Annotated in this window: 22 protein-coding genes; 11 read left to right on the top strand and 11 right to left on the bottom strand. The window is 30.7% G+C overall.

Annotated features, from left to right (window positions below):
* The first annotated feature begins 42 nt into the window (after positions 1-42).
* From SJY27_RS14205 to SJY27_RS14195, 3 genes are all read left to right on the top strand, one after another.
* On the top strand, positions 43-486 hold the full coding sequence (locus SJY27_RS14205; RefSeq protein WP_397445531.1) for an FKBP-type peptidyl-prolyl cis-trans isomerase: 444 nt from the start codon (positions 43-45) through the stop codon (positions 484-486).
* A 48-nt stretch (positions 487-534) separates the two neighbouring features.
* Positions 535-1,062 (top strand): hypothetical protein, encoded by a 528-nt coding sequence (locus tag SJY27_RS14200; protein ID WP_397445530.1) that lies wholly within the window; start codon positions 535-537, stop codon positions 1,060-1,062.
* 366 nt (positions 1,063-1,428) lie between these two features.
* Positions 1,429-2,319: a dienelactone hydrolase family protein gene (locus SJY27_RS14195; RefSeq protein ID WP_397445529.1), complete on the top strand. Its 891-nt coding sequence runs from the start codon at positions 1,429-1,431 to the stop codon at positions 2,317-2,319.
* A gap of 42 nt (positions 2,320-2,361) precedes the next feature.
* Here SJY27_RS14195 and SJY27_RS14190 read toward each other — a convergent pair whose 3' ends face one another.
* A complete protein-coding gene (locus tag SJY27_RS14190; protein WP_397445528.1) occupies positions 2,362-2,766 on the bottom strand; it encodes a hypothetical protein in 405 nt (134 codons plus the stop codon).
* Between the two features lie 10 nt (positions 2,767-2,776).
* The gene (locus tag SJY27_RS14185; RefSeq protein WP_397445527.1) at positions 2,777-5,314 is read right to left on the bottom strand and encodes a M14 family zinc carboxypeptidase; all 2,538 of its coding nucleotides are present in this window, start codon (positions 5,312-5,314) and stop codon (positions 2,777-2,779) included.
* A gap of 103 nt (positions 5,315-5,417) precedes the next feature.
* On the opposite strand from SJY27_RS14185, the gene SJY27_RS14180 reads away from it, so the two are divergent.
* Both SJY27_RS14180 and SJY27_RS14175 read left to right on the top strand, forming a co-directional pair.
* The gene (locus SJY27_RS14180; RefSeq protein WP_397445526.1) at positions 5,418-6,239 is read left to right on the top strand and encodes a class I SAM-dependent methyltransferase; all 822 of its coding nucleotides are present in this window, start codon (positions 5,418-5,420) and stop codon (positions 6,237-6,239) included.
* Between the two features lie 59 nt (positions 6,240-6,298).
* The gene (locus tag SJY27_RS14175) at positions 6,299-7,039 is read left to right on the top strand and encodes a hypothetical protein (RefSeq protein ID WP_397445525.1); all 741 of its coding nucleotides are present in this window, start codon (positions 6,299-6,301) and stop codon (positions 7,037-7,039) included.
* Between the two features lie 4 nt (positions 7,040-7,043).
* Here SJY27_RS14175 and SJY27_RS14170 read toward each other — a convergent pair whose 3' ends face one another.
* Positions 7,044-9,005, bottom strand: coding sequence for a YgiQ family radical SAM protein (locus tag SJY27_RS14170; protein WP_397445524.1), 1,962 nt, complete (start codon positions 9,003-9,005; stop codon positions 7,044-7,046).
* 137 nt (positions 9,006-9,142) lie between these two features.
* Here SJY27_RS14170 and SJY27_RS14165 point away from each other — a divergent pair, with 137 nt between their 5' ends.
* Positions 9,143-11,002 (top strand): peptidase M61, encoded by a 1,860-nt coding sequence (locus SJY27_RS14165; RefSeq protein ID WP_397445523.1) that lies wholly within the window; start codon positions 9,143-9,145, stop codon positions 11,000-11,002.
* Positions 11,003-11,139: 137 nt separating this feature from the next.
* Here the strand turns inward: SJY27_RS14165 and folP are convergent, their stop codons facing one another.
* Both folP and SJY27_RS14155 read right to left on the bottom strand, forming a co-directional pair.
* Positions 11,140-11,961 (bottom strand): dihydropteroate synthase, encoded by an 822-nt coding sequence (gene folP, locus SJY27_RS14160; RefSeq protein ID WP_397445522.1) that lies wholly within the window; start codon positions 11,959-11,961, stop codon positions 11,140-11,142.
* Positions 11,961-12,542, bottom strand: a complete 582-nt coding sequence (locus tag SJY27_RS14155) for a TIGR00730 family Rossman fold protein (protein WP_397445521.1) — start codon at positions 12,540-12,542, stop codon at positions 11,961-11,963. Before SJY27_RS14155 ends, folP begins: the two co-directional genes overlap by 1 nt.
* A gap of 84 nt (positions 12,543-12,626) precedes the next feature.
* On the opposite strand from SJY27_RS14155, the gene SJY27_RS14150 reads away from it, so the two are divergent.
* Positions 12,627-13,160 carry a DUF1599 domain-containing protein gene (locus SJY27_RS14150; protein ID WP_397447930.1) on the top strand — a complete coding sequence of 178 codons (534 nt, stop codon included), beginning with the start codon at positions 12,627-12,629 and terminating at the stop codon, positions 13,158-13,160.
* Between the two features lie 225 nt (positions 13,161-13,385).
* Here the strand turns inward: SJY27_RS14150 and SJY27_RS14145 are convergent, their stop codons facing one another.
* Positions 13,386-14,270 carry a sterol desaturase family protein gene (locus tag SJY27_RS14145; protein ID WP_397445520.1) on the bottom strand — a complete coding sequence of 295 codons (885 nt, stop codon included), beginning with the start codon at positions 14,268-14,270 and terminating at the stop codon, positions 13,386-13,388.
* 179 nt (positions 14,271-14,449) lie between these two features.
* Between SJY27_RS14145 and SJY27_RS14140 the strand changes: the two genes are divergently transcribed.
* On the top strand, positions 14,450-15,214 hold the full coding sequence (locus SJY27_RS14140; protein ID WP_397445519.1) for a LytR/AlgR family response regulator transcription factor: 765 nt from the start codon (positions 14,450-14,452) through the stop codon (positions 15,212-15,214).
* A 190-nt stretch (positions 15,215-15,404) separates the two neighbouring features.
* Here SJY27_RS14140 and SJY27_RS14135 read toward each other — a convergent pair whose 3' ends face one another.
* The 5 genes from SJY27_RS14135 to SJY27_RS14115 all read right to left on the bottom strand — a co-directional run bounded on the left by SJY27_RS14135 (position 15,405) and on the right by SJY27_RS14115 (position 20,575).
* Positions 15,405-16,559, bottom strand: a complete 1,155-nt coding sequence (locus SJY27_RS14135) for an iron-containing alcohol dehydrogenase (RefSeq protein WP_397445518.1) — start codon at positions 16,557-16,559, stop codon at positions 15,405-15,407.
* A 201-nt stretch (positions 16,560-16,760) separates the two neighbouring features.
* Positions 16,761-18,557, bottom strand: coding sequence for a translation elongation factor 4 (lepA, locus tag SJY27_RS14130; protein ID WP_397445517.1), 1,797 nt, complete (start codon positions 18,555-18,557; stop codon positions 16,761-16,763).
* Between the two features lie 111 nt (positions 18,558-18,668).
* Positions 18,669-18,944, bottom strand: a complete 276-nt coding sequence (locus SJY27_RS14125; protein WP_397445516.1) for an EF-hand domain-containing protein — start codon at positions 18,942-18,944, stop codon at positions 18,669-18,671.
* A 43-nt stretch (positions 18,945-18,987) separates the two neighbouring features.
* Positions 18,988-19,263: an EF-hand domain-containing protein gene (locus SJY27_RS14120; protein WP_397445515.1), complete on the bottom strand. Its 276-nt coding sequence runs from the start codon at positions 19,261-19,263 to the stop codon at positions 18,988-18,990.
* A gap of 214 nt (positions 19,264-19,477) precedes the next feature.
* A complete protein-coding gene (locus tag SJY27_RS14115) occupies positions 19,478-20,575 on the bottom strand; it encodes a TolB family protein (RefSeq protein ID WP_397445513.1) in 1,098 nt (365 codons plus the stop codon).
* Between the two features lie 42 nt (positions 20,576-20,617).
* Here SJY27_RS14115 and SJY27_RS14110 point away from each other — a divergent pair, with 42 nt between their 5' ends.
* The 3 genes from SJY27_RS14110 (at position 20,618) to SJY27_RS14100 (ending at position 23,135) form a co-directional block, all read left to right on the top strand.
* Positions 20,618-21,841, top strand: coding sequence for a M28 family peptidase (locus tag SJY27_RS14110; protein ID WP_397445512.1), 1,224 nt, complete (start codon positions 20,618-20,620; stop codon positions 21,839-21,841).
* A 102-nt stretch (positions 21,842-21,943) separates the two neighbouring features.
* Positions 21,944-22,105 carry a hypothetical protein gene (locus SJY27_RS14105; RefSeq protein WP_397445511.1) on the top strand — a complete coding sequence of 54 codons (162 nt, stop codon included), beginning with the start codon at positions 21,944-21,946 and terminating at the stop codon, positions 22,103-22,105.
* Positions 22,095-23,135 carry a tetratricopeptide repeat protein gene (locus SJY27_RS14100; protein ID WP_397445510.1) on the top strand — a complete coding sequence of 347 codons (1,041 nt, stop codon included), beginning with the start codon at positions 22,095-22,097 and terminating at the stop codon, positions 23,133-23,135. The genes SJY27_RS14105 and SJY27_RS14100 overlap by 11 nt, the downstream gene beginning before the upstream one ends.
* The last annotated feature ends 41 nt before the right edge of the window (positions 23,136-23,176 follow it).

Raw genomic sequence — 23,176 nt, 5'->3', positions numbered from 1 at the left:
ATCTAAAAAATCGTTCAGTTATATTTGTACAAAACATATTTAATGAAAAAATTAATACTAGCATTTGTTTTAGCCAGCGTTTTATCGTGCGCAAATGACGATATAGCAGACTATACAGCACAAAACGAAACCGATATTCAAACTTATCTGAATGATAATAATTTAAACTTTCAAAAAACAGGTACTGGCTTGTATTACACTATCAATACAGTAGGTAGTGGTGTTTACCCAACCTTTAACTCTAATGTTACTGTGGGTTATAAAGGTTATTTATTAGACGAAACTATTTTTAATCAATCTTCAGAAGCTACCTTTAATGTAAGTGGTGTAGTACCTGGTTTTGCAGAAGCTGTACGTTTGTTAAAAGCTGGTGGTAGTGGTACTTTTATTTTACCTTCTAGATTAGGGTATGGCAACACAGGTTCTGGCAGTATACAACCAGGTGCTGTTATTGTATTTGATATTAATTTAATAAGTGTAAATTAAGCTGTAAAACAACACCACAATTTTGTATAATTTTATAAAATATTTACCATGAAAATTTTAGGAATAGGCTCTAGAATAGCACACGCAAGCCTTGGTTTGGGTGTAATTACCAATGTTACTAGTAAACATTATTGGGTTACTTTTATAGAAAACGGATTAGAAACTATTGCTATTGATAGCGAATTTGAAGTTATTGAAGCAGTTGAAGACGATGTAGATACTGTTAGTTTTTATGAGGTTGAAAAATCTTTGAAAAACTTACTCCAAAAATGGTCTGACGTTACCGAAATTTCGCCTATTGCAGATCGATGGAAAAAAGGAACGCTAATTTTAAGGCCTGCAGACCAAAATTTGGCAGATAAAGAGATTCCTATTGATACCTTTTTTCATAAAATTGTAATGGTTAGAGATCGCATTCGGGTGATGGAGCAAAAAATAAACTCAAGTAAAACTTTAGACGATCAAGATAAAATTGATTTGCAACAATACATCACCAGAATTTATGGAAGTTTAACCACATTTAATGTGTTGTTTAAATTAAAAGCAGATAATTTTGTAGGTGCTAGGTCTAAGTAAACTTTTAGTTATTACGAATGAGGTACGAATAGAGTAATCTAGCAACTTTATTATTGAGATTTCTCCACAAGGTCGAAATGACAAAAAAAGGTTGAAATGACAGCAACTAGTGTCATTTCGAGCGAAACGAAGTGTAGTCGAGAAATCTATAAATTAGATAAAGATTTCTCCATAAATTCGAAATGACAAAGTGGATTTGAAATGACAGCAACTAGTGTTATTTTAAACATTACTGAGATAAAATAAATTTTTATTGAAGGTATAAAGTCGTAAAATCTAAAAAGAAGATTGCAAAGTTTGTCGTTAATTCATCAACTGCTGTTGTTCATTTTTAATTATCTTAGTTGAAATTCTAAATTCATCAAAATGACACCATTAAAAAAAGAAGATATAAGTCAAGAAGTCTTTGATTTATACGATGATTACGCACACAACAAACTTACAAGAAAACAATTTTTAGAAAAACTTTCTTTATACGCAGTTGGCGCTATTACCTTGCCTGCTTTATTGAGCTTTGTATCTCCAAATTATATCGATTCTATCACTGTTCAGGATGATGATCCTAGAATAGATGCTAAAATGATTACTTATGATTCTCCCAAAGGCGGATTAAAAATTGATGGTTTACTTTCTATGCCAAAAGAAACAAAAGGCAAGCTTCCTGGAGTTATAGTTGTTCATGAAAACAGAGGTTTAAATCCGTATATAAAAGATGTAGGCAAAAGAACAGCTTTAGAAGGTTTTGTTTCATTAGCTCCAGATGCTTTAACACCTTTAGGAGGTTATCCTGGTAATGATGATGAAGGTAGAGCAATGCAAAGAAAAAGAGATCGTCTAGAAATGTTAGAAGACTTTATTGCTGCTTATAATTATGTGAAAAATCATAAAAATTGTACTGGTAAAGTAGGTGTTGTTGGTTTTTGTTTTGGAGGATGGATTTCTAATATGATGGCTGTGCAAGTATCAGATTTAGGTGCTGCAGTACCTTATTATGGTAGACAACCTGATGATGAAATGGCTGCACAAATAAAAGCACCTTTATTATTACAATATGGCGAATTAGACAAAAGAGTAAATGCGGGTTGGCCAGCTTTTGAGAAAGTTTTAAAAGCCAATAACATACCACATACTGCTCATTTTTATCCGAATGCAAATCACGGATTTCACAACAATACCACACCAAGATTTGATAAAGCAGCTGCAGATTTATCTTGGAAAAGAACTATTGATTTCTTTAATAAATATTTAAAGGCATAAAGCTAATTATTAGCTAACAGTTGTTTAACAATTTACAGTATTTTATTTTCTAAATATTGCTAAAATTATATTTAGAAAATAAAATAGTTGTGTAAAAATTATTACTAAACCAGTTAAGACAAAGAGTGCATTTAATGTTGACAAACTATTGTCATTAAAGAAATATGGCGTTATAAATAAGATCATTAAACCACCAATGGTTAAAATACTATGAATCCAAATTAACCATATAGAAAGTCGTTTTTCTAATTTTATCATCAACCAATATCCAAATCCTATTACTAGAAAAATCATAGAGATAAAACTACTTAAATGGTATTTAGAAAACACATAATAACTATCGTGAATACTAATATCTAAAGCTCTATCATCAAAAAAAACGATTAACAGAATTACTGGTATTAAAAGCCAAAAAAGTAAATAATGATTTCTAACTAAATTATTCATCTAAATTAATTTACCTAGGCACTCTAATTTCAGCACCAAAAAACAGAGCATTTAAAAACAGTTTATTTGTTCCATACCAAGCTCCTCTAAAATTAGGGTTATCAGCAAACATAACAGCTCTACCTCTACCTAAAGGACTTACCAATAAAGATGCAGAAGGTTTAATAAAATTATCTAAGTTATTTTTAGATACAAAGCCATCTATATGTGGGTTTTCTGTATATTTTGCTACTGTTGCATAAGCACTTTTACTTGGGGCTAAAAACACCATATTGTTTTTATACACCGGCAATTTAGAGGATCTGTATCCAAATCCTAAAGGATGAGTTACATCTAAATCTACCTCAAAAATAGCTCCTCCTACTCTTTCTTTTCCAGCATTTTCTGAAGCATCTACATAAGGCATTCTTTTGGTTTCTTTTTTGTCTTTATCTTTAGATTTTGGTTTTTTGGTTAAACTTTCTTTCACCATTTTTTTATCAATTAACCATTTAGAACCACCAGCAATTGTAATTAAAGTATTTCCTTTGGCTGCCCAATCTTTTAATTTATTTCTTTGGATGGAATCTAACTCATTATAACTTCCAGAAACCATCACCAAAGTATTGTATTTGTCTAAATTGGCTCTTCTATAGTTGCTCATTCTAATTTTGGTAATTGGCATATGAATTCTAGTATCTAACAAATGCCAAACCTCACCAGCTTCGTAAGAATTAGTTCCTTCACCAATTAACATAGCCACTTTAGGTTTTTCTAAAGCTCTAAAATTATTACTTCCTAAGTCAATTCCTTTTAAACTAAATCCGCTGTTTGTTCCAAAAACAGGAATTTCAAATTTTTCTTGCGCTTCAGTTATAATCTTAAAAACTTCGTCAGTAGATTTTTTTTGTTTACTTACAGGAATCAATAAACTACCATAATTAAAACTTTTATCACCTTCTGATGTAGTAATTGAAAATGGTTTAAATGCAGCTGCAACAGTTAATCCTTTGCTTTGCAAATAATATAATGCTGCTGGTGTATTGTAATCATCCCAATCAATTATATAAGCATAATTTGTTTTTTTTATTTTTGGGTTTTGAATTAAATTTTCTGTTGATGTAATTTCTGTTCCTAAGTTTATCGATTTTTTACCTTGGTATTTTATATTGTAAAAATTGGCTAAACTCCAAGCTGAAGCATCATAAAAAACACTATCTCTATACTTGCTATACGTTTCGAACATGGTTTGCACCATTCTGTGTTGTGGCTGTTTTAAAGGAACTGTATACGTACCTCCATTTTTGTACACTTTAATTTTATGCGTTAACAATTGTTCTATAAAATCTTTGGCTCTATTTTTATCATATTTTTCTTGAAACTCATAGCCAGCCAAACCAGATTTTGCTTTTTGGGTAACTGCAGATTTAAAAAAGTCTTGTTGATATTTTCTTAAAAAAGCTTTGTTTTCTACTGCCGCTTTTATGGTTGCAAACGTAGATATGTATTGATTTCTGATGGTAAACGAAAACGTAATTTTTCCATAATCTGTATCTTGAATATGACCTCTAGAACTTGCTTGCTCAAACAACAAAGCCAAACCTCCTTGTAAATCTGGATACGAAGAACCATAACCAGGATACGTACCATCAAAAGATTCTTTGGTATAATATAAAGAACCAACTTTGTCTAAAGCATTTGCAAAATAAGGCGCAAATAAATTGTTTAAATCCTCATAATTTTCTTTTGGCATAATAGGATCCCAAGAACCAATGGGTTTCATTGGCTCAAAAAAGTGATGACTATTTGTGCCCATTTCGTGAAAATCGGTCACCACATTTGGATACCAAGAATGCATCCATTTTAATTTTGCTTTACTCTCTGGATGCACAGCCAACAACCAATCTCTATTCAAATCAAACCAATAATGATTTGTTCTTCCTCTAGGCCACGCTTCTGTATGTTCTGCATCAATATTATCAGAAACTAAATTTTTGGCTTGATATTGATTTGCCCATTGTGTGTGCCTATCTCTTCCATCAGGATTAATAGTCGGATCTATAAAAATTACCGATTTTTCTAAATAATTTAAAACCTCTGGGTCGTTAGAAGCTACCAAAGTATATGCTGCAAGTAAAGCTGCTTCAGAACTCGAAGGCTCATTTCCATGCACATTATACCCTAATTGAATAATTACAGGAACATCATCATAATTTTTAACATTAACTTCTGTATCTACAAATTTTAAATGTTCTGATTTTATACTGGCTAAATTTTCTAAATTTTTAGGTGATGAAACTGCAAACATGACCAGTTTTCTTTTTTCGTGTGTTTTTCCATAAATTTCTATGGATGCTCTATCTGAAACTTCAGCCAATTTTGTAAGATAATCCACAATTAAATCGTGCCTTGTGTGGTGTTCTCCAATTCCATATCCTAAAAATTCTTCTGGAGTAGGAATTTCGGAATTAAAAGGGGCTTTATCTTTAAAATAATAATCTTGGGCCACTAAATTTTGGAATAAAACAAAAGTAAATAGAAAAGCAAAAAGGTGTTTGATAGATTTCATAAGACTGCAATAGGTTAGTTGCACTAAAATAATAATTAATTGCGAACGGTTGTTTTATTTAACATTCAAAATATTAGTTTACATTTGATTTTTATTTTTTTTGATGAAAAACAAATCACTTATCAATAAAGAGCTCGAAGATTTTTACAACAAAGCTTCCGAAGAAACTCGACTAGAAAAAGGAATGGGTATTTTTGAGTTTGAACGCATTAAAGAACTTATAAAACAGCACATTTCTAAACCAAATAGTACCATAATTGATGTTGGTGGTGGCACAGGAAAATACTCAGAATGGTTAGCGCAACAAAATCATAAAGTACACTTAATAGAACCTGTTGCAAAACATATAAAATTAGCCGAAAAAAGAGCAAAAAAACTAAAAAATTCATTTTCGGTTACCAAAGGAATTGCTCAGAAATTACCTTATAAAAATGATACTGCAGATTTGGTGATTTTACATGGTCCTTTGTATCATTTACAAAAAAGAGAAGATAGAATTGCTGCCATAAATGAAGCAAAACGAGTTTTAAAAAAAGGCGGAATTATTTTAGGTTTTGCCATAAACGCAACTGCTTCTACTGTTGTGGGTTTATTGAATGGAATGATTCACGCTAACTCATTTTTTGAAATGTGTAAAGAAGAATTGACCTCAGGAATTCATAATGCTCCAAAAGATTTTCCTTTTTTATTGGCAGATGCATTTTATCATAAACCACAAGATTTAAAAGCTGAGTTTTTAGAACAAGATTTAAAATTCATCAACTTATTTGCTGTAGAAGGCATGATTTGGTTAGACAACGAATATTTTGCAAATATGCTCGATAAAAAGAAATCGAAAACCTTAAAAGGGTTGCAAACCCTTACTCAAAATGATGAATATCTATTGCCTTTTAGTCCACATATGATGATTGCAGTTCAGAAGTAAAAGCCATTTTGTATATTTGTTAAACTGATTCCTTTATAAAATAAATCTAATTTTATTGCATGATAAAACAATATGAAAATACGTTAAGACAATTAATTATTGATGTTCTTGGTGATGCTGATAAAAGCGATTATAATATTTCTAAAGAAATATCAGAAAAATGGTTTGCAAAAAGAAGCAATGCCAAAAAGAATAATGATGGCTTTTTATTTGAAAAAAGAATTATTTTCTATGCCGATTTCGAAGATTTAGCTTTAGTTATAGAACAAAACTGGAAAGAATTCTTACCTGTTTTGTTTGATAAAAAAAGGTTTCAAGTATTTTTTAAAGAAGTTGGGCAATTTAGAAAAACCATCAATAGTGGCAATAACTTGATACAAAGCCAAGAGAATTTACTTTCTGGTATTGTAATGGATTTAAAAAATGCCATTACCATTTACCATAATAAAGAAAATTTAGTTGATGATTATTTTATCTCTATTCAAAAAATCTCTGATAATCTTGGTAATTCTTGGTCAAAATCTGACGCAAATCAAAAGAAAAAACCAGTTCTAAAAGTTGGTGATGATTACGAGTTATTAGTAGAAGCCAATGATCCTAAAGACAGAAAAATTGAATACCAGTTGGCACATTTTACGGGTAAATTAAAGCTAAAACAAGATTCTAATCGTTTTCATTTTAAAATTGATAAAGCGTTTATTGGCCAAAACACCATGCTAATTGTAAAAGCTTTTACTACGGATGCTGATTATGTAAACGAAAGTATTTTAAAAATTTATGTAACGGTTTTACCTGAGTAAAAAACTACCTCCTCTTATTTTTAGGCGCTCTACTTACTTTTTTCTTTCTTCTGTTAAATGGCACAGCATCATCAAATGTATTTTTAGCAGCTTTTGCTTTTTTGTTTTTTTGCCAAGAATTGTTTTCTGGTAATAGTACTTTTAGCAAATCTTGTCTACCTACTTTGTTTAAAGTGTTTTTAATCCAATCTTTATTTTCTTTTTTATACCAAAAGAAAAATTTATGCTGATCTTCTTTCTCCTTTTTTGTCTTCGGAGTTTTGGTTGGTTTTAAAGTATAAGGATGATATCCTGAATAATAAATTACAGTTGCAACCGTCATTGGCGTTGGTGTAAACCCTTGCACTTGTTCTAACTGAAAGCCCATATTTTTAGTTTCAGCAGCCAAATTAGCCATATCTTCTACTTCACTTGCTGGGTGACTAGAAATAAAATAAGGAATCAATTGTAGGTTTAATTTCTTCTTGATATTTATTCTGTCAAAACGCTCTTTAAATTTATGAAAATAAGTAAAAGAAGGTTTACGCATCAACTTTAAAACTGGGTCAGAAGTATGTTCTGGAGCAACTTTTAATCGTCCAGAAACGTGTTTGGTCATTACCTCTTCTGTATAAGCATCCAATTCTTTTGGGTCTGCATTTTTGTTGAATTCTGGCACTAACATATCATGACGAATTCCACTACCAATAAAAGATTTTTTTATCTTTGGATGTTTATCAACTGCCTGATACAAATCTGTTAATGGCTTGTGAGACGTATCTAAATTAGAACAAATTACAGGCGATATACAAGAAGGTGCCACACACTTGTCGCAAATTTCTTGTACTTTACCTTTCATCTTGTACATATTTGCAGAAGGCCCACCAATATCAGATAAGTATCCTTTAAAATCGGGCATGTTTGCAACCTTATCTACTTCTTTTAAAACAGATTCTTGACTTCTACTGGCAATAAATTTTCCTTGATGCGCAGAAATTGTACAAAAGCTACATCCACCAAAACATCCTCTGTGAATGTTTATGGAAAACTTAATCATTTCAAACGCAGGTATTGGCCCACGTTTATCATATTTTGGGTGAGGCAATCTTGTGTAAGGCAAATCAAAAGAACCATCTATTTCTGCTTCTGTCATTGTTGGAAAAGGTGGATTAATCACCAACATTTTTCCTTTAACTTCTTGTAAAATTCTTCTTGCCTTTAATTTATTTGATTCTTGCTCAATCACTTTAAAATTAGACGCAAAGGTTTTTTTATCTTTTAAGCAGGCTTCGTGAGAGTTAATGGTTACATCTTCCCAATCTTTAACTACAGGAATTTTTTCTTCCTTTTGATGAATTAAAACAGCGGTTTGTTTGATGTTTTTTAAACTAGAAAACGGAACGCCTTTTTGCAATAAAGTTACAATTTCACGCAAAGGCTGCTCACCCATTCCATAAACTAGCATATCAGCCTTCGAGGTTTCTAAAATAGTAGGTAACAATTTGTCAGACCAATAATCATAGTGGGTTACTCTTCTTAACGAGGCTTCTATACCACCAATTAAAACGGGTACGTCTGGAAATTTATCTTTTAATATTTTAGAATAAACAGATGTTGCATAATCGGGTCTAAAACCTTTATCTCCATTTGGAGTATAGGCATCTTTATCTCGCCTTTTTTTACTCGCAGTATAATTGGAAACCATAGGATCCATACAACCACCTGTGCAGCCAAAAAACAAACTTGGTTTTCCTAGTTTCTCAAAATCTTGTAGATTATCGTTTACACTAGGTTGAGGAACAATGGCTACTTTTAAACCGTAACTTTCTAAAATTCGCCCAATAACAGCAGGACCAAAAGAAGGATGGTCTACATACGCATCTCCACTAAATAGAATTACATCTAACTGTTCCCAACCACGTATTTTAACTTCTCTGTTTGTAGTTGGTAACCAATCTGTTAGTTGATGTTTTTTTGTCTGCTGCATAGTTTGCAAAAATAAGGGATTTAAAATTCTAAACAAGATGCTTTTATTGATAAAATCTATAGCTGCCAAAGTTTTGTTAAATAACTGATTCAATTGATGAAATCTGATATTTTTGTAGAAATCTATTTATTTTATTTATGAAAAAAATACTATTCTTTGCAATAACTATTGCATTTTTGGGCAGTTGTGCCACTACTAACATCAGTAAAAAAGACAAAACGATACAGGTAGCTATAGACTTGAACACTATAGTTGATGACAAAGTAAAAGTAGAAATAAACCCAGGGAAATTTACAGAAAAAAGCATTGTATATCAAATCCCTGCCATTGTTCCTGGCACATATGCAATGAGTAATTATGGGCAATTTGTATCGGATATTAAGGCATTTGATTATGATGGAAATGAACTTGAAATTAGCAAATTAGACCCAAATTCTTGGCAAATTAATGATGCCACAAAATTAGATAAAATCTCTTATTGGGTTGATGATACTTTTGATTCTGAAGTAAAACATGGCATTTATGTTATGGCTGGTACAAATATTGAAGCCGGAAAAAACTTCTTTTTAAACTTACCTGGTTTTGTAGGTTATTTTAAAGGCAATAAAGAAAATCCTTATAGTTTAACCATTACGCATCCTGCTGATTTATATGAGACGTCGTCTTTAATCAACAAAAACACCACAAAAGAAGACAATACAAAAGATGTATTTTTTGCTTCTAGATATGATGAAATATCAGACAATCCTATTATGTATGCGCCATTAAATACGGTAAATTTTACTGTAAATGGAGTTGATGTTTCTATGGCTGTGTACTCACCAAATAATGTACATAATGCAAAAGATATGGAAGCCGATTTAAAGAAAATGGTAGAAGCGCAAACCAATTTCTTAGAAGGTTTTTCAACTACAGACGAGTATAATATTTTGGTATATTTATTTGATCCAAAAGTATACAATTGGCAAAGTTTTGGTGCTTTAGAACATTTATCGTCAACAACAGTGGTTTTTCCTGAAACGTATAGTAAAGAGCAATTGGCAAACGGAATGATTAACGGTACAGTTTCTCACGAGTTTTTTCATATTGTAACCCCATTGTCTGTGCATTCAGAAGAGATTCATTCTTTTGATTTTAACACCCCAAACATGTCTCAACATTTATGGATGTATGAAGGAATTACAGAATATTTCGCCAACTTGTTTCAAGTAAATCAAGGTTTAATTTCTGAGCAAGATTTTATTGATGAAATGAAAGGCAAAATTGCTAGCTCTTTGCGTTATAATGATACCATGTCTTTTACTAAAATGAGTAAAAACATCTTAGAAGATAAGTACGCCAAAAATTATGGAAACGTTTATCAAAAAGGTGCTTTAATTGGTATGTCTTTAGATATTTTATTACGAGAAGAAAGCAAAGGTGCTTATGGAGTGCGTAATTTAATGAAAGATTTATCTGTAAAATTCGGAAAAACCAAACCTTTTAAAGATGATGAAATTTTAGCGGAAATTGTAGCGATGACTTACCCTTCTATTGGTACTTTTTTCGACAAACATTTAACAGGTAATGTTGCCATTGATTATAATGCCCTATTGGCTAAAGTTGGAGTAGTAAAACAATCTAAAACTATAGACGCTGGTTACTTTTTAGATAGTAATAGACAAATCTTTTTATCTGTAAACCAAGAACAAAAAATCTTTTTTATCGACAGAAAAAATACGGCTTTAGCTGCTTTAGGCGTACAATCTGGTGATGTTTTAAAATCTGTAAATGGTACAGATGTAAACTTGCAAAACATTAGAACTTTTATTGGGCAATCTTTTCAATGGAAAGAAGGTGATACAATTACTTTTGAAGTGATTAGAAATGGAGAAACTTTAAAGTTAGAAGGTGATTTTGTAAAAGGAACTACAGAAGTTGAAAATTTGGTTATTGAAGAATTACCGGAAACAGATGCTAAGAAAAAATTAAGAGATGCTTGGTTAAAAGCGTTGTAATTTGGTTTCTTTTATAAGTCAAAAAGGTTCTCAAAATGAGAGCCTTTTTTGTTGGACTATCATTTCGACCTTGTGGAGAAATCTATTAATTTTTAAGAGATTTCTCAATTCCATTTTATTCCATTCGAAATCACAGCTTAACGAACCTGCTCTACAATTTTAACAGCCTCAATAGCCTCTTTAACATCATGCACACGTAAAATATTTGCCCCATTTAATAAAGCAATGGTATTGGCTGATGTGGTTGCATTCAAAGCCTCTTGTGCAGAAATATCTAAGGTTTTATATAACATTGATTTTCGAGAAACGCCAGCTAAAATTGGCGCGTCTAAACTTTTAAAAAGTGCTAAATTCTTTAATATTTCATAATTATGAGCAATTGTTTTTCCAAATCCAAAACCAACATCAATAATTAGATCGTTTAACTTTAGTTGATGCAGCTCAAAAATTTGTTTGGCAAAAAATGAAATGATGTCTTTTACAACATCATCATATACAGGGTTCTTTTGCATATTTTGTGGTGTGCCTAACATGTGCATTAAAATATAAGGCACTTGCAAATTGGCAACTGTTGCAAACATTTTATCGTCCATATTTCCACCAGAAATATCGTTGATTATTGCTGCACCTGCATGTACAGTTCCACTAGCTATTTTACTTCTAAACGTATCTACAGAAATTATAATTTCTGGAAAGTTTTGAATAAGCAAATCAATTACAGGTAGTATTCTTTTTAGTTCTTCATCTTCAGAAATATGAGCTGCTCCTGGTCTTGAAGAATAGGCACCAACATCAATAAAAGTTGCGCCTTCTGTAAGCATTTTTTCTACTTGATGTAAAATAGCAGTTTCGTCTTTGTATTTGCCTCCATCATAAAAAGAATCTGGAGTAATATTTAAAATTCCCATCACTTTTGGTGATGATACATCTACTAAGGTTCCTTTGCAATTAATTGTCATTATTGTACTACTTTGTTAATTACGTGACTTACTTTTTGCGGTTGATAGGCATTCATTTTTTGCATTAAATCATCTACAGAATTGCCAACAATCAACAATTTTTTATTAGCTTCTTTTACATAACCTTCTACTACCATTTTATCAATTTGTGCCAAAATAGCATCAAAAAACCCGTTGATATTTAAGAGTCCTACTGGTTTTTGTTCAATGTGCAATTGATTTAAAGTAAGTGCTTCAAAAAGTTCATCTAAAGTTCCAAATCCGCCAGGTAAAGTAATATAACCATCAATTAATTTACTCATAATTACTTTACGTTCGCTCATTTTTTTACAGACAATCATTTCTTCTACACCAGCATGTACCACTTCTTCTTTCTCTAATAATTTAGGGATCACCCCAATTACCTCACCTTTTTTAGCCAAAATAGTATCTGCTAAAATTCCCATCATTCCTATTTTTCCACCTCCATACACCAAACCCATATTGTGTTTTGCAAAATAATTTCCAAGTTCGATAGCTGCATCTTTATAAACAGCATTAAATCCTAAACTCGAACCACAGAAAACAACAATTCTTTTCATAACATACCTTTGATAATTTCATTGTAAAAATAAATGAAAAGGGTATAAGATTTACTACTTTTGAAAAAATTCTTTTTTAGAACGATGCAAGATACCTCGAAACAATACGATGCTGTAATAGATGACTGTAGGAGTTTATTCATAAAAAAAATGTCTGATTATGGTGCTGCTTGGCGCATTTTACGTTTACCATCATTAACCGATCAAATTTTTATAAAAGCGCAAAGAATTCGTCAGTTACAAGAAAATGAAATTCGTAAAGTTGATGAAGGTGAAAAATCGGAATTTATTGGCATTATCAATTACTCAATTATGGCGTTAATTCAGTTAGAAAAAGGTGTTGTAGAAAATCCTGACATCAATACAGAAGAAGCTACTATTTTGTATGATACCCATGTTAAAATTACTAAAGAATTAATGCTGAACAAAAATCATGATTATGGAGAAGCTTGGAGAGATATGCGTGTTTCTAGCCTAACCGATTTAATTTTACAAAAACTATTGCGTGTAAAACAAATTGAAGATAATAAAGGAAAAACCTTAGTGTCTGAAGGCATTGATGCCAATTACCAAGATATGATTAATTATGCTGTTTTTGCGATGATTCATTTGGGGTAAATGAATTCAAAATTTAAAGTTCTGAATTTAAAGTTTTCTTTCACATTGAAAGAAGACATGTTTTATTTTAAAAATCAGGATTGAATAAAATAAGCCCACTAAAACACTAATTTCAAATTAAATTCAAAATAACGACTTGGAGTCGACTTTCGTGTTTCGCAGACTTTATTATACAAAGATATAAAATAATTTGTACTTTGAAGTATAATCTTAAGAACTGTAATTTTACTTTTTCCCTAAAGGATACATTTCTTGCTGAATGAAGCTTTGAGGAAAATGTTCATCACCCTCAAAACCCAACTCTATATCTCTACCTGAATGTGGTATGTAATTGGTTTTAAAAATATAATCCCAAATGCTTAAAGTGATACCAAAATTGACCCCAAACTTGCGTTCTTCTGGTAATGCTCTAGAATGATGCCAAATGTGCATTTTAGGATTGTTTAAAATGTATTTGAGCCAGCCATAATCCCAATTAATATTTGCGTGATTTAAATGCCCAATGGTAATATTAAAAAAATGTACAAAAGCTACATCTTGTGCAGAAAAACCGCCAATAATCGCTAAAGGAATATATCGTAACGAATTGTAAACAACGGGTTCCATCCAATGATAACGCAAATGTGCTGCAAAACCCATTTGTTTTACAGAGTGATGTACTTTGTGAAAATTCCAAAGAAATTCTACTCTATGCAATAATCGATGTGTCCACCATTGTGTAAAATCAACTACAATAAAAAAGATTAAAATTCTTGCAAAAAAGGACAATTTATTAATTTCTAATAATTGAAAATTGGTGATCGACAAACCTATAAATCCTAAGATATCATCAAACAAAACCGCTGCTGAATTAGACAAAGCTACCAAAACAATCAAATTCAATAAAAAAAAGTTAAAAAACATATAAAACGTATCTAACCAAAAATCTTTACGAAACAAAGACTGATTTTTACGCCAAGGAAAAATAGCTTCTAAACCCCAAACCACTATAGAAATAATGATTAATCCGTAGAAATAATTCTCCCAATTCAAATCCATTAAAACAGAATTTTTGAGGTAATTCCAATAATTGGAATAGGAAGTTTTTATGATGTCTAAATACTTATCCATTGTGTTACAAATTTACGAAGAGTTTGGTAGATTTAAGAAATGTAAATTTCTAATTTTCGTTTTTTAACTATCTTTTAAAATTTGGGTCACAAATAAATGCGTACCCAATCTATTTTGTACCTTTTTGGTCTAATTTGTATCTTTATCCTTACTTATTCTTATCAAAATAAATCATAAAAATGAAAATATTAATTTTAGAAGACGAAATACCTGCGTTTCAAAAAATTACGAAGTGTTTAGATACTTTTTTTGACATAAAAATTTCACAAGACTGGGCTCGTTCTATTGTTGATGGTGAGTTGTTATTGAATACAAATTCTTACGATTTTATTTTATCAGACATTCAGCTGTTAGATGGTTTGTCTTTTGATTTATTTAATAAAATGCAAATAGATGCACCTATCATTTTTTGTTCTGCTCATGACGAATATTTGTTTCAAGCGTTTAACACCAATGGAATTGCGTATATTTTAAAACCTTATTCTCAAGAAGAGTTTAATAAAGCTATTGTTAAATATCAGTCGTTATTTAAAAAGGGGGATTATAATCCTTTAGATAATGCTACCATTGATGTTCTAAAAACTGCCTTGCAACAAGAATACAATACTTACAAAAAACGCTTTGTTATTAAAAAAGCCACTGGAATTCAATTATTAAATGCTGAAGATATTGCTTTAATTTCGGCATCTGGTGATTTCTGTTTGATAAATGATAAAGACGGAAAACGACATACTATTTCTCAAAATTTAGGGAATATTCACCCACAATTGAATCCTAAAAAATTCTTTAAAATCAATAGAAGTGAGATTGTAAATATTGATTTTATCGATAAAATTGAAAGTCATTTTAAAAATAGATTGTTGATTTCTATTAAAAATCACAAAGAAAAAGTAATGACGAGTTCTTCTACAACTGCTGAGTTTAGAAAGTGGTTGGAACACTAAATTTTAAATTATATCGTATTTTAAGTGGCCTTTAATATTTTATTAAAAAGTAATACCATTTAATTTATATTAAAAACTTAAGAAAACAATTAACAATCTTTACAAAATAAACAAACCACTTTGCTGCATACAAAGTGGTTTATCTTAATACGAAATACATTAAAATTAGATCATCTTAATGCTTTATATTTTACATAGCTGCTTTATAAATTGCTATGGTATCTTCTAAAGTAACTTCTCTAGGATTTCCACCAGTACAAACATCAGCTAAAGCATTCTTTGCCATTTCTTCAAAATCTTCTTCTTTAACACCAAACTCTTTTAATCCTGATGGAATACCTACAGATTCAGACAATGCTCTAATAGCTGCTATAGCTGCATTAGCACCTTGCGTATCACTCATTTCTAAAACCCCAACACCCATTGCTCTTGCTACTTTTTTTAGTTTATGTGCACAAGCAGGAATGTTAAACTTTTCTACATGAGGTAATAAAATTGCATTAGCTACTCCATGAGGCATATCATACATACCACCTAATTGATGCGCCATAGAATGTACAAAACCTAGACCTGCATTAGAAAAAGCCTGACCAGCAATAAACTGCCCCCAAGCCATTTTGCTACGTGCCTCAAGATTTTGACCATCTACCACTGCAATTTCTAAACTTTGTGAAATCAATTTAATTGCTTCTAATGCCAAAGCATCAGACCAACCAAAGGCTCCTTTTGTAACATATGTTTCTATAGCATGTGTTAATGCATCCATACCTGTTGCTGCAGTTAATGCTGCTGGTTTACCTAACATTAATTCTGGGTCATTTACAGCAATTGAAACCAAACAGTTTTTGTCTACCATTACCATTTTTATATGGCGTTGTTCATCTGTAATTACATAATTAATAGTTACTTCACTTGCTGTACCAGCTGTTGTATTAATTGCGATAATAGGTAAAGACGGATGCTTAGATAGGTGAATTCCTTCATACTCTCCTATATGACCTCCATTTGTAGCTAAAATACCAATTGCTTTTCCACAATCTTGAGGAGAACCACCACCTAATGTTAAAATAAAATCACAATCATTTTCTTTTAATAAAGCCAAACCATCATCAACATTTTTTACGGTTGGGTTTGGGTGAACGTCATCAAAAATAACAGTTTCTATATTGGCAGATTTTGCAACATCTAACACTTTTTGTGCAACACCTAATTTTACTAATATTTTGTCGGTAACAAAAAGAGCTTTCTTGTAATGTAATGTTTTTAACTCTTCTCCTAAATCGTTTAAAGCTCCAGGTCCAATAAGGCTTAATGGTGGTAAATAAATTCTTCTGTTTTGTAACATTTCTCTATTTTTTAATTGATATTTTTTTGATTTATTGTTACAAAGTTCCTTCAGAAAAAGGAGGTATAATATGATTTTTATCACATCTAATTTTTTAATGAAAACTAGATACACAAAAATCTTAAAAACAAAAAACCTCTTTGATTTCTCAAAAAGGTTTTAATTTATTATTTATTCTAAGTGTTCTTTTATCAAATAAATTTAATCATTCAATTTTAAAACAGCCATAAATGCTTCTTGCGGAATTTCTACATTACCCACTTGACGCATTCTTTTCTTTCCTTTTTTCTGCTTTTCTAATAATTTACGTTTTCTAGAAATATCACCTCCATAACATTTTGCAGTAACATCTTTACGTAATGCTTTTGTAGTTTCACGCGCAATAATTTTTGCACCAATTGCAGCTTGAATAGGAATATCGAACTGTTGTCTTGGAATTAACGTTTTTAATTTCTCAACAATCTTTTTACCAATGGAATAGGCATTATCTGCATGTAATAATGCAGAAAGCGCATCTACAGGTTGCCCATTTAATAAAATATCTACTCTTACTAATTTAGATTCTTTCATACCAATTGGATGATAATCAAAAGAAGCATAGCCTTTAGAAACGGTTTTTAAACGATCGTAAAAATCGAATACAATTTCTGCCAGAGGCATTTCAAAAATTAACTCAACTCTTTGGGTAGTTAAATAGGTCTGATTAACAATTTGTCCACGTTTTTCGATACACAAACTCATTACTTGCCCCACAAAATCGGACTTTGTAATGATGGATGCTTTGATAAAAGGCTCCTCTACTCTATCTAATTTTGATGGATCTGGTAAATCTGAAGGATTATTTAACAATACAATATCCTCAGGATTTTTCTTAGTATATGCGTGATATGAAACGTTAGGTACAGTTGTAATAACTGTCATATTAAACTCACGCTCTAAACGCTCTTGGATAATTTCCATGTGTAACATTCCTAAGAATCCACATCTGAAACCAAAACCTAAAGCTGCAGAACTTTCTGGTTGAAACACCAAAGAAGCATCATTCAATTGTAATTTTTCCATTGAATAACGCAACTCTTCATAATCTTCAGTATCTACAGGATAAATACCTGCAAAAACCATTGGTTTTACATCTTCAAAACCATCAATAATTTCTGTTGTTGGGTTATGAGCATCTGTAATTGTATCACCAACTTTTACTTCTTTAGCCGTTTTTATTCCTGTAATTAAATACCCAACATCACCAGTTTTTACCGATTTTTTTACAACTTGAGATAACTTTAGAGTACCAACTTCATCAGCAAAATAATTTTTACCAGTTGCCATGAACTTTATCTCTTGTCCTTTTTTGATTTCTCCATTTAAGACTCTAAAATAGGTTTCAATTCCTCTATAAGAATTGTAAACAGAATCAAAAATTAAGGCTTGTAGTGGGGCTTCTGGATCTCCTTTTGGAGCAGGAATTCTATCAATAATAGCATCTAAAATATTATCTACACCAAAACCAGTTTTTCCACTTGCATGGATTACTTCTTCTGGGTCACAACCTAATAAATCTACAATATCATCTGTAACTTCTTCTGGATTTGCAGAGGGTAAATCTACTTTATTCAACACAGGAATAATTTCTAAATCGTTCTCTAAAGCCAAGTACAAGTTAGAAATAGTTTGTGCTTGTATACTTTGTGCAGCATCTACAATTAACAATGCGCCTTCACAAGCAGCTATTGATCTAGAAACTTCGTAAGAGAAATCTACGTGACCTGGAGTATCAATTAAATTTAAAATAAAGGGTTCTCCATTATGAATATAATCCATCTGAATAGCATGCGATTTTATGGTAATTCCACGTTCGCGCTCCAAATCCATATTGTCTAATAACTGATTTTGCTTTTCGCGTTCAGTTACAGAACCTGTATAATCTAACAATCTATCTGCTAATGTACTTTTACCATGATCTATATGTGCGATAATGCAAAAGTTTCTTATGTACTTCATACTTCGTTTTCTAACTACTTTCGTTTAACAAAGATATGTTATTTACACACCTTCTCAAATAAAAAAAACACAATGAAACCATTGTGCTTTTATAAAAAATTGGATTGATTTCTAATAATCTCTATTCAACTCTGCAATTGCCACTTTAAACTCTTCAAAATTGATGGTTTCATCGCCAGATTTATCATAACCTTTAATCATTTCTCCTGCAACTAAACCTCTTAAAAAGCTATTTACACCAGCTTCTTTTAACAAATCTTTAATTTCATCTTTGTTTAAAGATCCGTCTTTGTCTTTATCAAACTTTTGGAAGGCTTCTTCTGGATTTGAAAACTGGCCTGAAATATACGCATGAATGTCTTTTAATATATTTTCTTTTGCTCCCATAAAATCACTTTTGTTTGATTTAATATACTTTAAAATTGCAAATTTATTTAATACTTGTTGTTTTAATTGCAGCTTGAAATTCGTGCCAACTTACCAAACCATCTTTATTTTCATCAAAGCTTTGTAACATAAATTCTGCGACCACACCCCGAATTAAAATATTAACTTTAGCCTCTTTTAAGATGTGTTTAAAATCTTGTTTTGTTAAATATTCGTCTTTATCCGCATCAAAATAATCAAAAGCTTCTCTTGCACTAGAGAATTTACTTTTCATTAAATTCTCTATGTTTCTAACGATATTTTCTTTGGTCCAAGGCATAATTCTTATTTAGCATCAATTAGATTTCTCGACTGTGCTAGAAATGACAATCGTTAGTCATATTAACTTTTAAGAAACAAAATTAATCTTGCCATTCAGCAATAAACAAATTGGTATCACTTTTTATTTATTTCAGAATGCAATCCTTTTAATCTTGCCATTCAGCAATAAACAAATTGGTATCACTTTTTATTTATTTCAGAATGCAATCCTTTTAATCTTGCCATTCTGCAATAAATAAGTTGGTATCTCTACCTCCTCCATTATTTCTGTTTGACGAAAAAGCTAGTTTTTTTCCATCGTTAGAAAAAACAGGAAAAGCATCAAACGTTTCTCCATGAGTTACTCTTTCTAAATTTTTTCCGTCAATATCTATTAAATATAGGTTGAAAGGAAAACCTCTTTCTGCTTCGAAATTAGACGAAAATAAAATCTTTTTTCCTGAAGGATGAAAAAACGGACTCCAATTGGCGTTTCCTAAATCGGTTAATTGTCGTAATTCAGAGCCATCTGCATTACAGATATACAATTCCATTTCTGTTGGTTCTACCAAACCTTCTGCCAATAAGTCTTTATACGATTTAATTTCTTCTTCCGTTTTTGGTCTTGAAGAACGGAAGATAATTTTTGTACCATCAGGAGAGAAAAACGCACCACCATCATACCCCAATTCGTCTGTAATTTGTTTTACATCAGAACCATCAATATTCATGGTATACAATTCTAAATCGCCACTTCTGGTGGATGTAAACACAATTTTATCGCCCTTTGGGGATACTGTAGGCTCTGCATCATAGCCTTTTTCATTAGTCAATTGTTTTACAATATTCCCTTCTAAATCGGCAACAAAAATATCGAAAGAATCGTAAACTGGCCAAATGTACTTTCCGTTCTTACGTAAAGGAACTTCAGGGCAATTGTCGTCTACTAAATGTGTAGATGCATAAATAACATGCTTGTTGTCAGGTAAAAAATAAGAACAAGTTGTGCGTCCTTTACCTGTAGAAATCATTGGTGGCATTTTGTCTTTAAAAGTTTCATCAGCATTCATTAAAAACATTTGATCGCAACTTACATTCCAGTTTTTATAGTTAGACTGAAAAACCAATTGTTTATCATCAAAACTCCAATACGCTTCTGCATTATCGCCTCCAAAAGTTACTTGACGTAAACTTTTAAAATGCTTTTCTTCAGGATAAATTAAAGAGTTTTTTACTTCATTTTTTTCAGAAACTTTGGTTTCGTTTTGTTTTTTTTCGCTTTTGCAAGAAAGCATAAATGAAGCTACTACTAGTAAAAAAAGAATTCTCATTTTCTTATTTATTAATTAACTTTGCAAAAATAATATATCCTTATGAAAAATAGCATTTTAATTCTCTTTTTAGGCGTTTTATATTCTTGTACACCAGAAATAAATCAAGAATCTCGTATTAAAGAAGACGTTTCTTTTTTAGCTTCTGATGATTTAGAAGGAAGACAAACTGGTACTGAAGGAGAAAAAAAAGCATCGAAATATATTGCCAAACGTTTTGAAGAATTGGGTTTATCTAAAAAAGGAACTTCAGGATATTTGCAACCATTTACGTTTAAGCCAAAAACAAATCCGCATGACGAAGTTAAATTTGATGTGAATGGAGATGGCACAATTACAGGAAATAACATACTTGGTTTTATAGATAATAAAGCAGAAAATACGGTTATTATTGGGGCGCATTACGATCATTTAGGTTTTGGTGGTGAAGGGTCTTTGTATAGAGATTCTATAAAAGCCATACACAATGGCGCAGATGATAATGCTTCTGGTGTAGCTGTTTTATTAAATTTAGCCGCAAAATTAAAAACCAAAAACACCAATAACAACTATCTATTTATGGCATTTTCTGGCGAAGAAATGGGGCTTTTAGGCTCTAATTATTTTGTTAAAAAACCAACTATAGATACCAAAAAAGTATCGTATATGATTAATATGGATATGGTTGGACGCATGAAAAAAGATTCTTCTTTAGCAGTTTACGGTACAGGAACTTCGCCTATTTTTAAGCAGGTTTTAAAATCGCATAATAATAATTTTAAATTGATTCAACAAGAATCTGGAATAGGGCCTAGTGATCATACTAGTTTTTATTTGGCAGATATGCCTGTATTGCATTTTTTTACAGGTCAACATGAAGATTATCATAAACCTGGAGACGATTCAGAAAAACTGAATTACGATGGAATGTATTTAATTTCTGATTATATTTTTAATATTATTTCTGATTTAGATGATAATGGAAAATTAGCATTTAGAAAAACAAAAAATGAAAGTGATAGCACACCGCGTTTTAAAGTGGGTATGGGTGTAATACCTGATTATTTATTTGATGGAAAAGGAATGCGAATTGATGGAATTTCTGAAGACAAACCTGCCCAAAAAGCTGGACTACAAAAAGGTGATATTGTTATTAAACTAGGAGACAGCACAGTAGTAAATATGATGAGCTACATGCGTGCATTATCTGTATTTAAAAAAGGCGATAAAAGTAAAGTTGTTGTAAAAAGAGGTGAGGCTGAAATTGAAAAAGAAATTAATTTTTAGCAAACCATACGTATTTTACTACCTGTTATACATCTTATTTTTAAAATTATCTCATAATTTATACTTTTAAAGAACTATTTATTAGCCTTTAAATTATTTATTATGAAAAAATCAATATTACTTTTAACACTTATTGCTTTATTTACTTTTAGCTCTTGTACAGACGAAGTGGATGAAGAAGAAGTGAATATAAGTAGTTATATTGATGGAAATGATTTATTTGAAGGAAAAGAACTGGTAGATAATAAATATTATGTATTATAAACTTTCAATTTTATTATTATTCTTATCAACTCTTCATATTCAGAGTCAAACAAAATTTGAAACCAAATATGATTCTATAGCTTTATCATACAATATAAAAGCTTGGAGACTTTATGAAATTCAAAATGACAGCGCTTTATTTTATGCTAATAAAGGTATTGAGTATTCAATAACAAATAATTCTACAATAGGTCATATCCTAAACCTTGAAATAAAAGGTATTTATTATGAAGAAGTAAAAAACGACTTTCAAACCGCTTCAGAACTGTACTTTGAAGCTATAGAAATTGCTGAACAAAATAATCCAGAATTAATGACATCATTATACAATAATCTGTGTATAATGTATATGGTTACTGACTACGAAAAAAGTGAATTTTATGGTAAAAAAGCTGTAGAAACCAGTGTTTATGATAAAAGTTCAGATAAGCATAAAGAAAAAAGCGCTCTTGTTAATTTAGGAATAGCACAAAGCTTACTAAAAAAATATAAAGAAGCTAAAACAACATTCGATAGATATTTAGCTTTTACTGATGAATCTGAATATCATAAAAATATTGTGAACCTAAGAATTGCTAAAAATTATAAAGAACAAGGTTTATATGAAAAAGCACAACCTTTATTTTTAAAAATAGTAGCTCTAGATTCTTTAAAAGGTCAAAGAGAATACGCCCAAGATTATCTTCAATTAGTGGAGAATTCTATACAACTAAAAGACGTACAAACTATTCAAAAATATATTCCATTTTTAGAGAAAAGTAATTCAAAAGAAAGAAATATAGAAGTTAAAAGAGGTTTCAATGAAATAATGACTAAAGTTTATACATTTTTAAATAAACCAGAGAAAGCAATAGAATATCAAACGAAATTAATTCAAATTAAAGATTCTATAAATTCAAAATTATATAAGAAAAGTGTTATTGAATTAGAAACAAAATATCAAACTAAAAAGAAAGAAGAGCAAATTGAACAAGAACAATATCAAAGGAAATTATGGAGCAATATTTCTATTGTAGCATTTGTAATTTAATCAATTGTTGTAATTCTGTTGTATAAAAACAGCCAGAAAAG

It is taken from the genome of Polaribacter sp. R77954, assembly GCF_044595335.1.
GTDB lineage: Bacteria > Bacteroidota > Bacteroidia > Flavobacteriales > Flavobacteriaceae > Polaribacter.
The sequence above is the reverse complement of the archived record's forward strand: the minus strand, read 5'-3'. Positions and strand labels throughout refer to the sequence as shown.

Bases quoted from the DNA above. Each gene is read 5' to 3' on its own strand.
- SJY27_RS14200 (WP_397445530.1), top strand. From the start codon at position 535: ATGAAAATTTTAGGAATAGGCTCTAGAATAGCACACGCAAGCCTTGGT.
- SJY27_RS14110 (WP_397445512.1), top strand. From the start codon at position 20,618: ATGAAAAATAGCATTTTAATTCTCTTTTTAGGCGTTTTATATTCTTGT.
- SJY27_RS14140 (WP_397445519.1), top strand. From the start codon at position 14,450: ATGAAAATATTAATTTTAGAAGACGAAATACCTGCGTTTCAAAAAATT.
- folP (WP_397445522.1), bottom strand. From the start codon at position 11,961: ATGACAATTAATTGCAAAGGAACCTTAGTAGATGTATCATCACCAAAA.
- SJY27_RS14170 (WP_397445524.1), bottom strand. From the start codon at position 9,005: ATGCAGCAGACAAAAAAACATCAACTAACAGATTGGTTACCAACTACA.
- SJY27_RS14195 (WP_397445529.1), top strand. From the start codon at position 1,429: ATGACACCATTAAAAAAAGAAGATATAAGTCAAGAAGTCTTTGATTTA.
- SJY27_RS14100 (WP_397445510.1), top strand. From the start codon at position 22,095: ATGTATTATAAACTTTCAATTTTATTATTATTCTTATCAACTCTTCAT.
- SJY27_RS14145 (WP_397445520.1), bottom strand. From the start codon at position 14,270: ATGGATAAGTATTTAGACATCATAAAAACTTCCTATTCCAATTATTGG.
- SJY27_RS14175 (WP_397445525.1), top strand. From the start codon at position 6,299: ATGATAAAACAATATGAAAATACGTTAAGACAATTAATTATTGATGTT.
- SJY27_RS14150 (WP_397447930.1), top strand. From the start codon at position 12,627: ATGCAAGATACCTCGAAACAATACGATGCTGTAATAGATGACTGTAGG.
- SJY27_RS14190 (WP_397445528.1), bottom strand. From the start codon at position 2,766: ATGAATAATTTAGTTAGAAATCATTATTTACTTTTTTGGCTTTTAATA.
- SJY27_RS14115 (WP_397445513.1), bottom strand. From the start codon at position 20,575: ATGAGAATTCTTTTTTTACTAGTAGTAGCTTCATTTATGCTTTCTTGC.
- lepA (WP_397445517.1), bottom strand. From the start codon at position 18,557: ATGAAGTACATAAGAAACTTTTGCATTATCGCACATATAGATCATGGT.
- SJY27_RS14155 (WP_397445521.1), bottom strand. From the start codon at position 12,542: ATGAAAAGAATTGTTGTTTTCTGTGGTTCGAGTTTAGGATTTAATGCT.
- SJY27_RS14120 (WP_397445515.1), bottom strand. From the start codon at position 19,263: ATGCCTTGGACCAAAGAAAATATCGTTAGAAACATAGAGAATTTAATG.
- SJY27_RS14205 (WP_397445531.1), top strand. From the start codon at position 43: ATGAAAAAATTAATACTAGCATTTGTTTTAGCCAGCGTTTTATCGTGC.
- SJY27_RS14180 (WP_397445526.1), top strand. From the start codon at position 5,418: ATGAAAAACAAATCACTTATCAATAAAGAGCTCGAAGATTTTTACAAC.
- SJY27_RS14135 (WP_397445518.1), bottom strand. From the start codon at position 16,559: ATGTTACAAAACAGAAGAATTTATTTACCACCATTAAGCCTTATTGGA.
- SJY27_RS14125 (WP_397445516.1), bottom strand. From the start codon at position 18,944: ATGGGAGCAAAAGAAAATATATTAAAAGACATTCATGCGTATATTTCA.
- SJY27_RS14185 (WP_397445527.1), bottom strand. From the start codon at position 5,314: ATGAAATCTATCAAACACCTTTTTGCTTTTCTATTTACTTTTGTTTTA.
- SJY27_RS14165 (WP_397445523.1), top strand. From the start codon at position 9,143: ATGAAAAAAATACTATTCTTTGCAATAACTATTGCATTTTTGGGCAGT.
- SJY27_RS14105 (WP_397445511.1), top strand. From the start codon at position 21,944: ATGAAAAAATCAATATTACTTTTAACACTTATTGCTTTATTTACTTTT.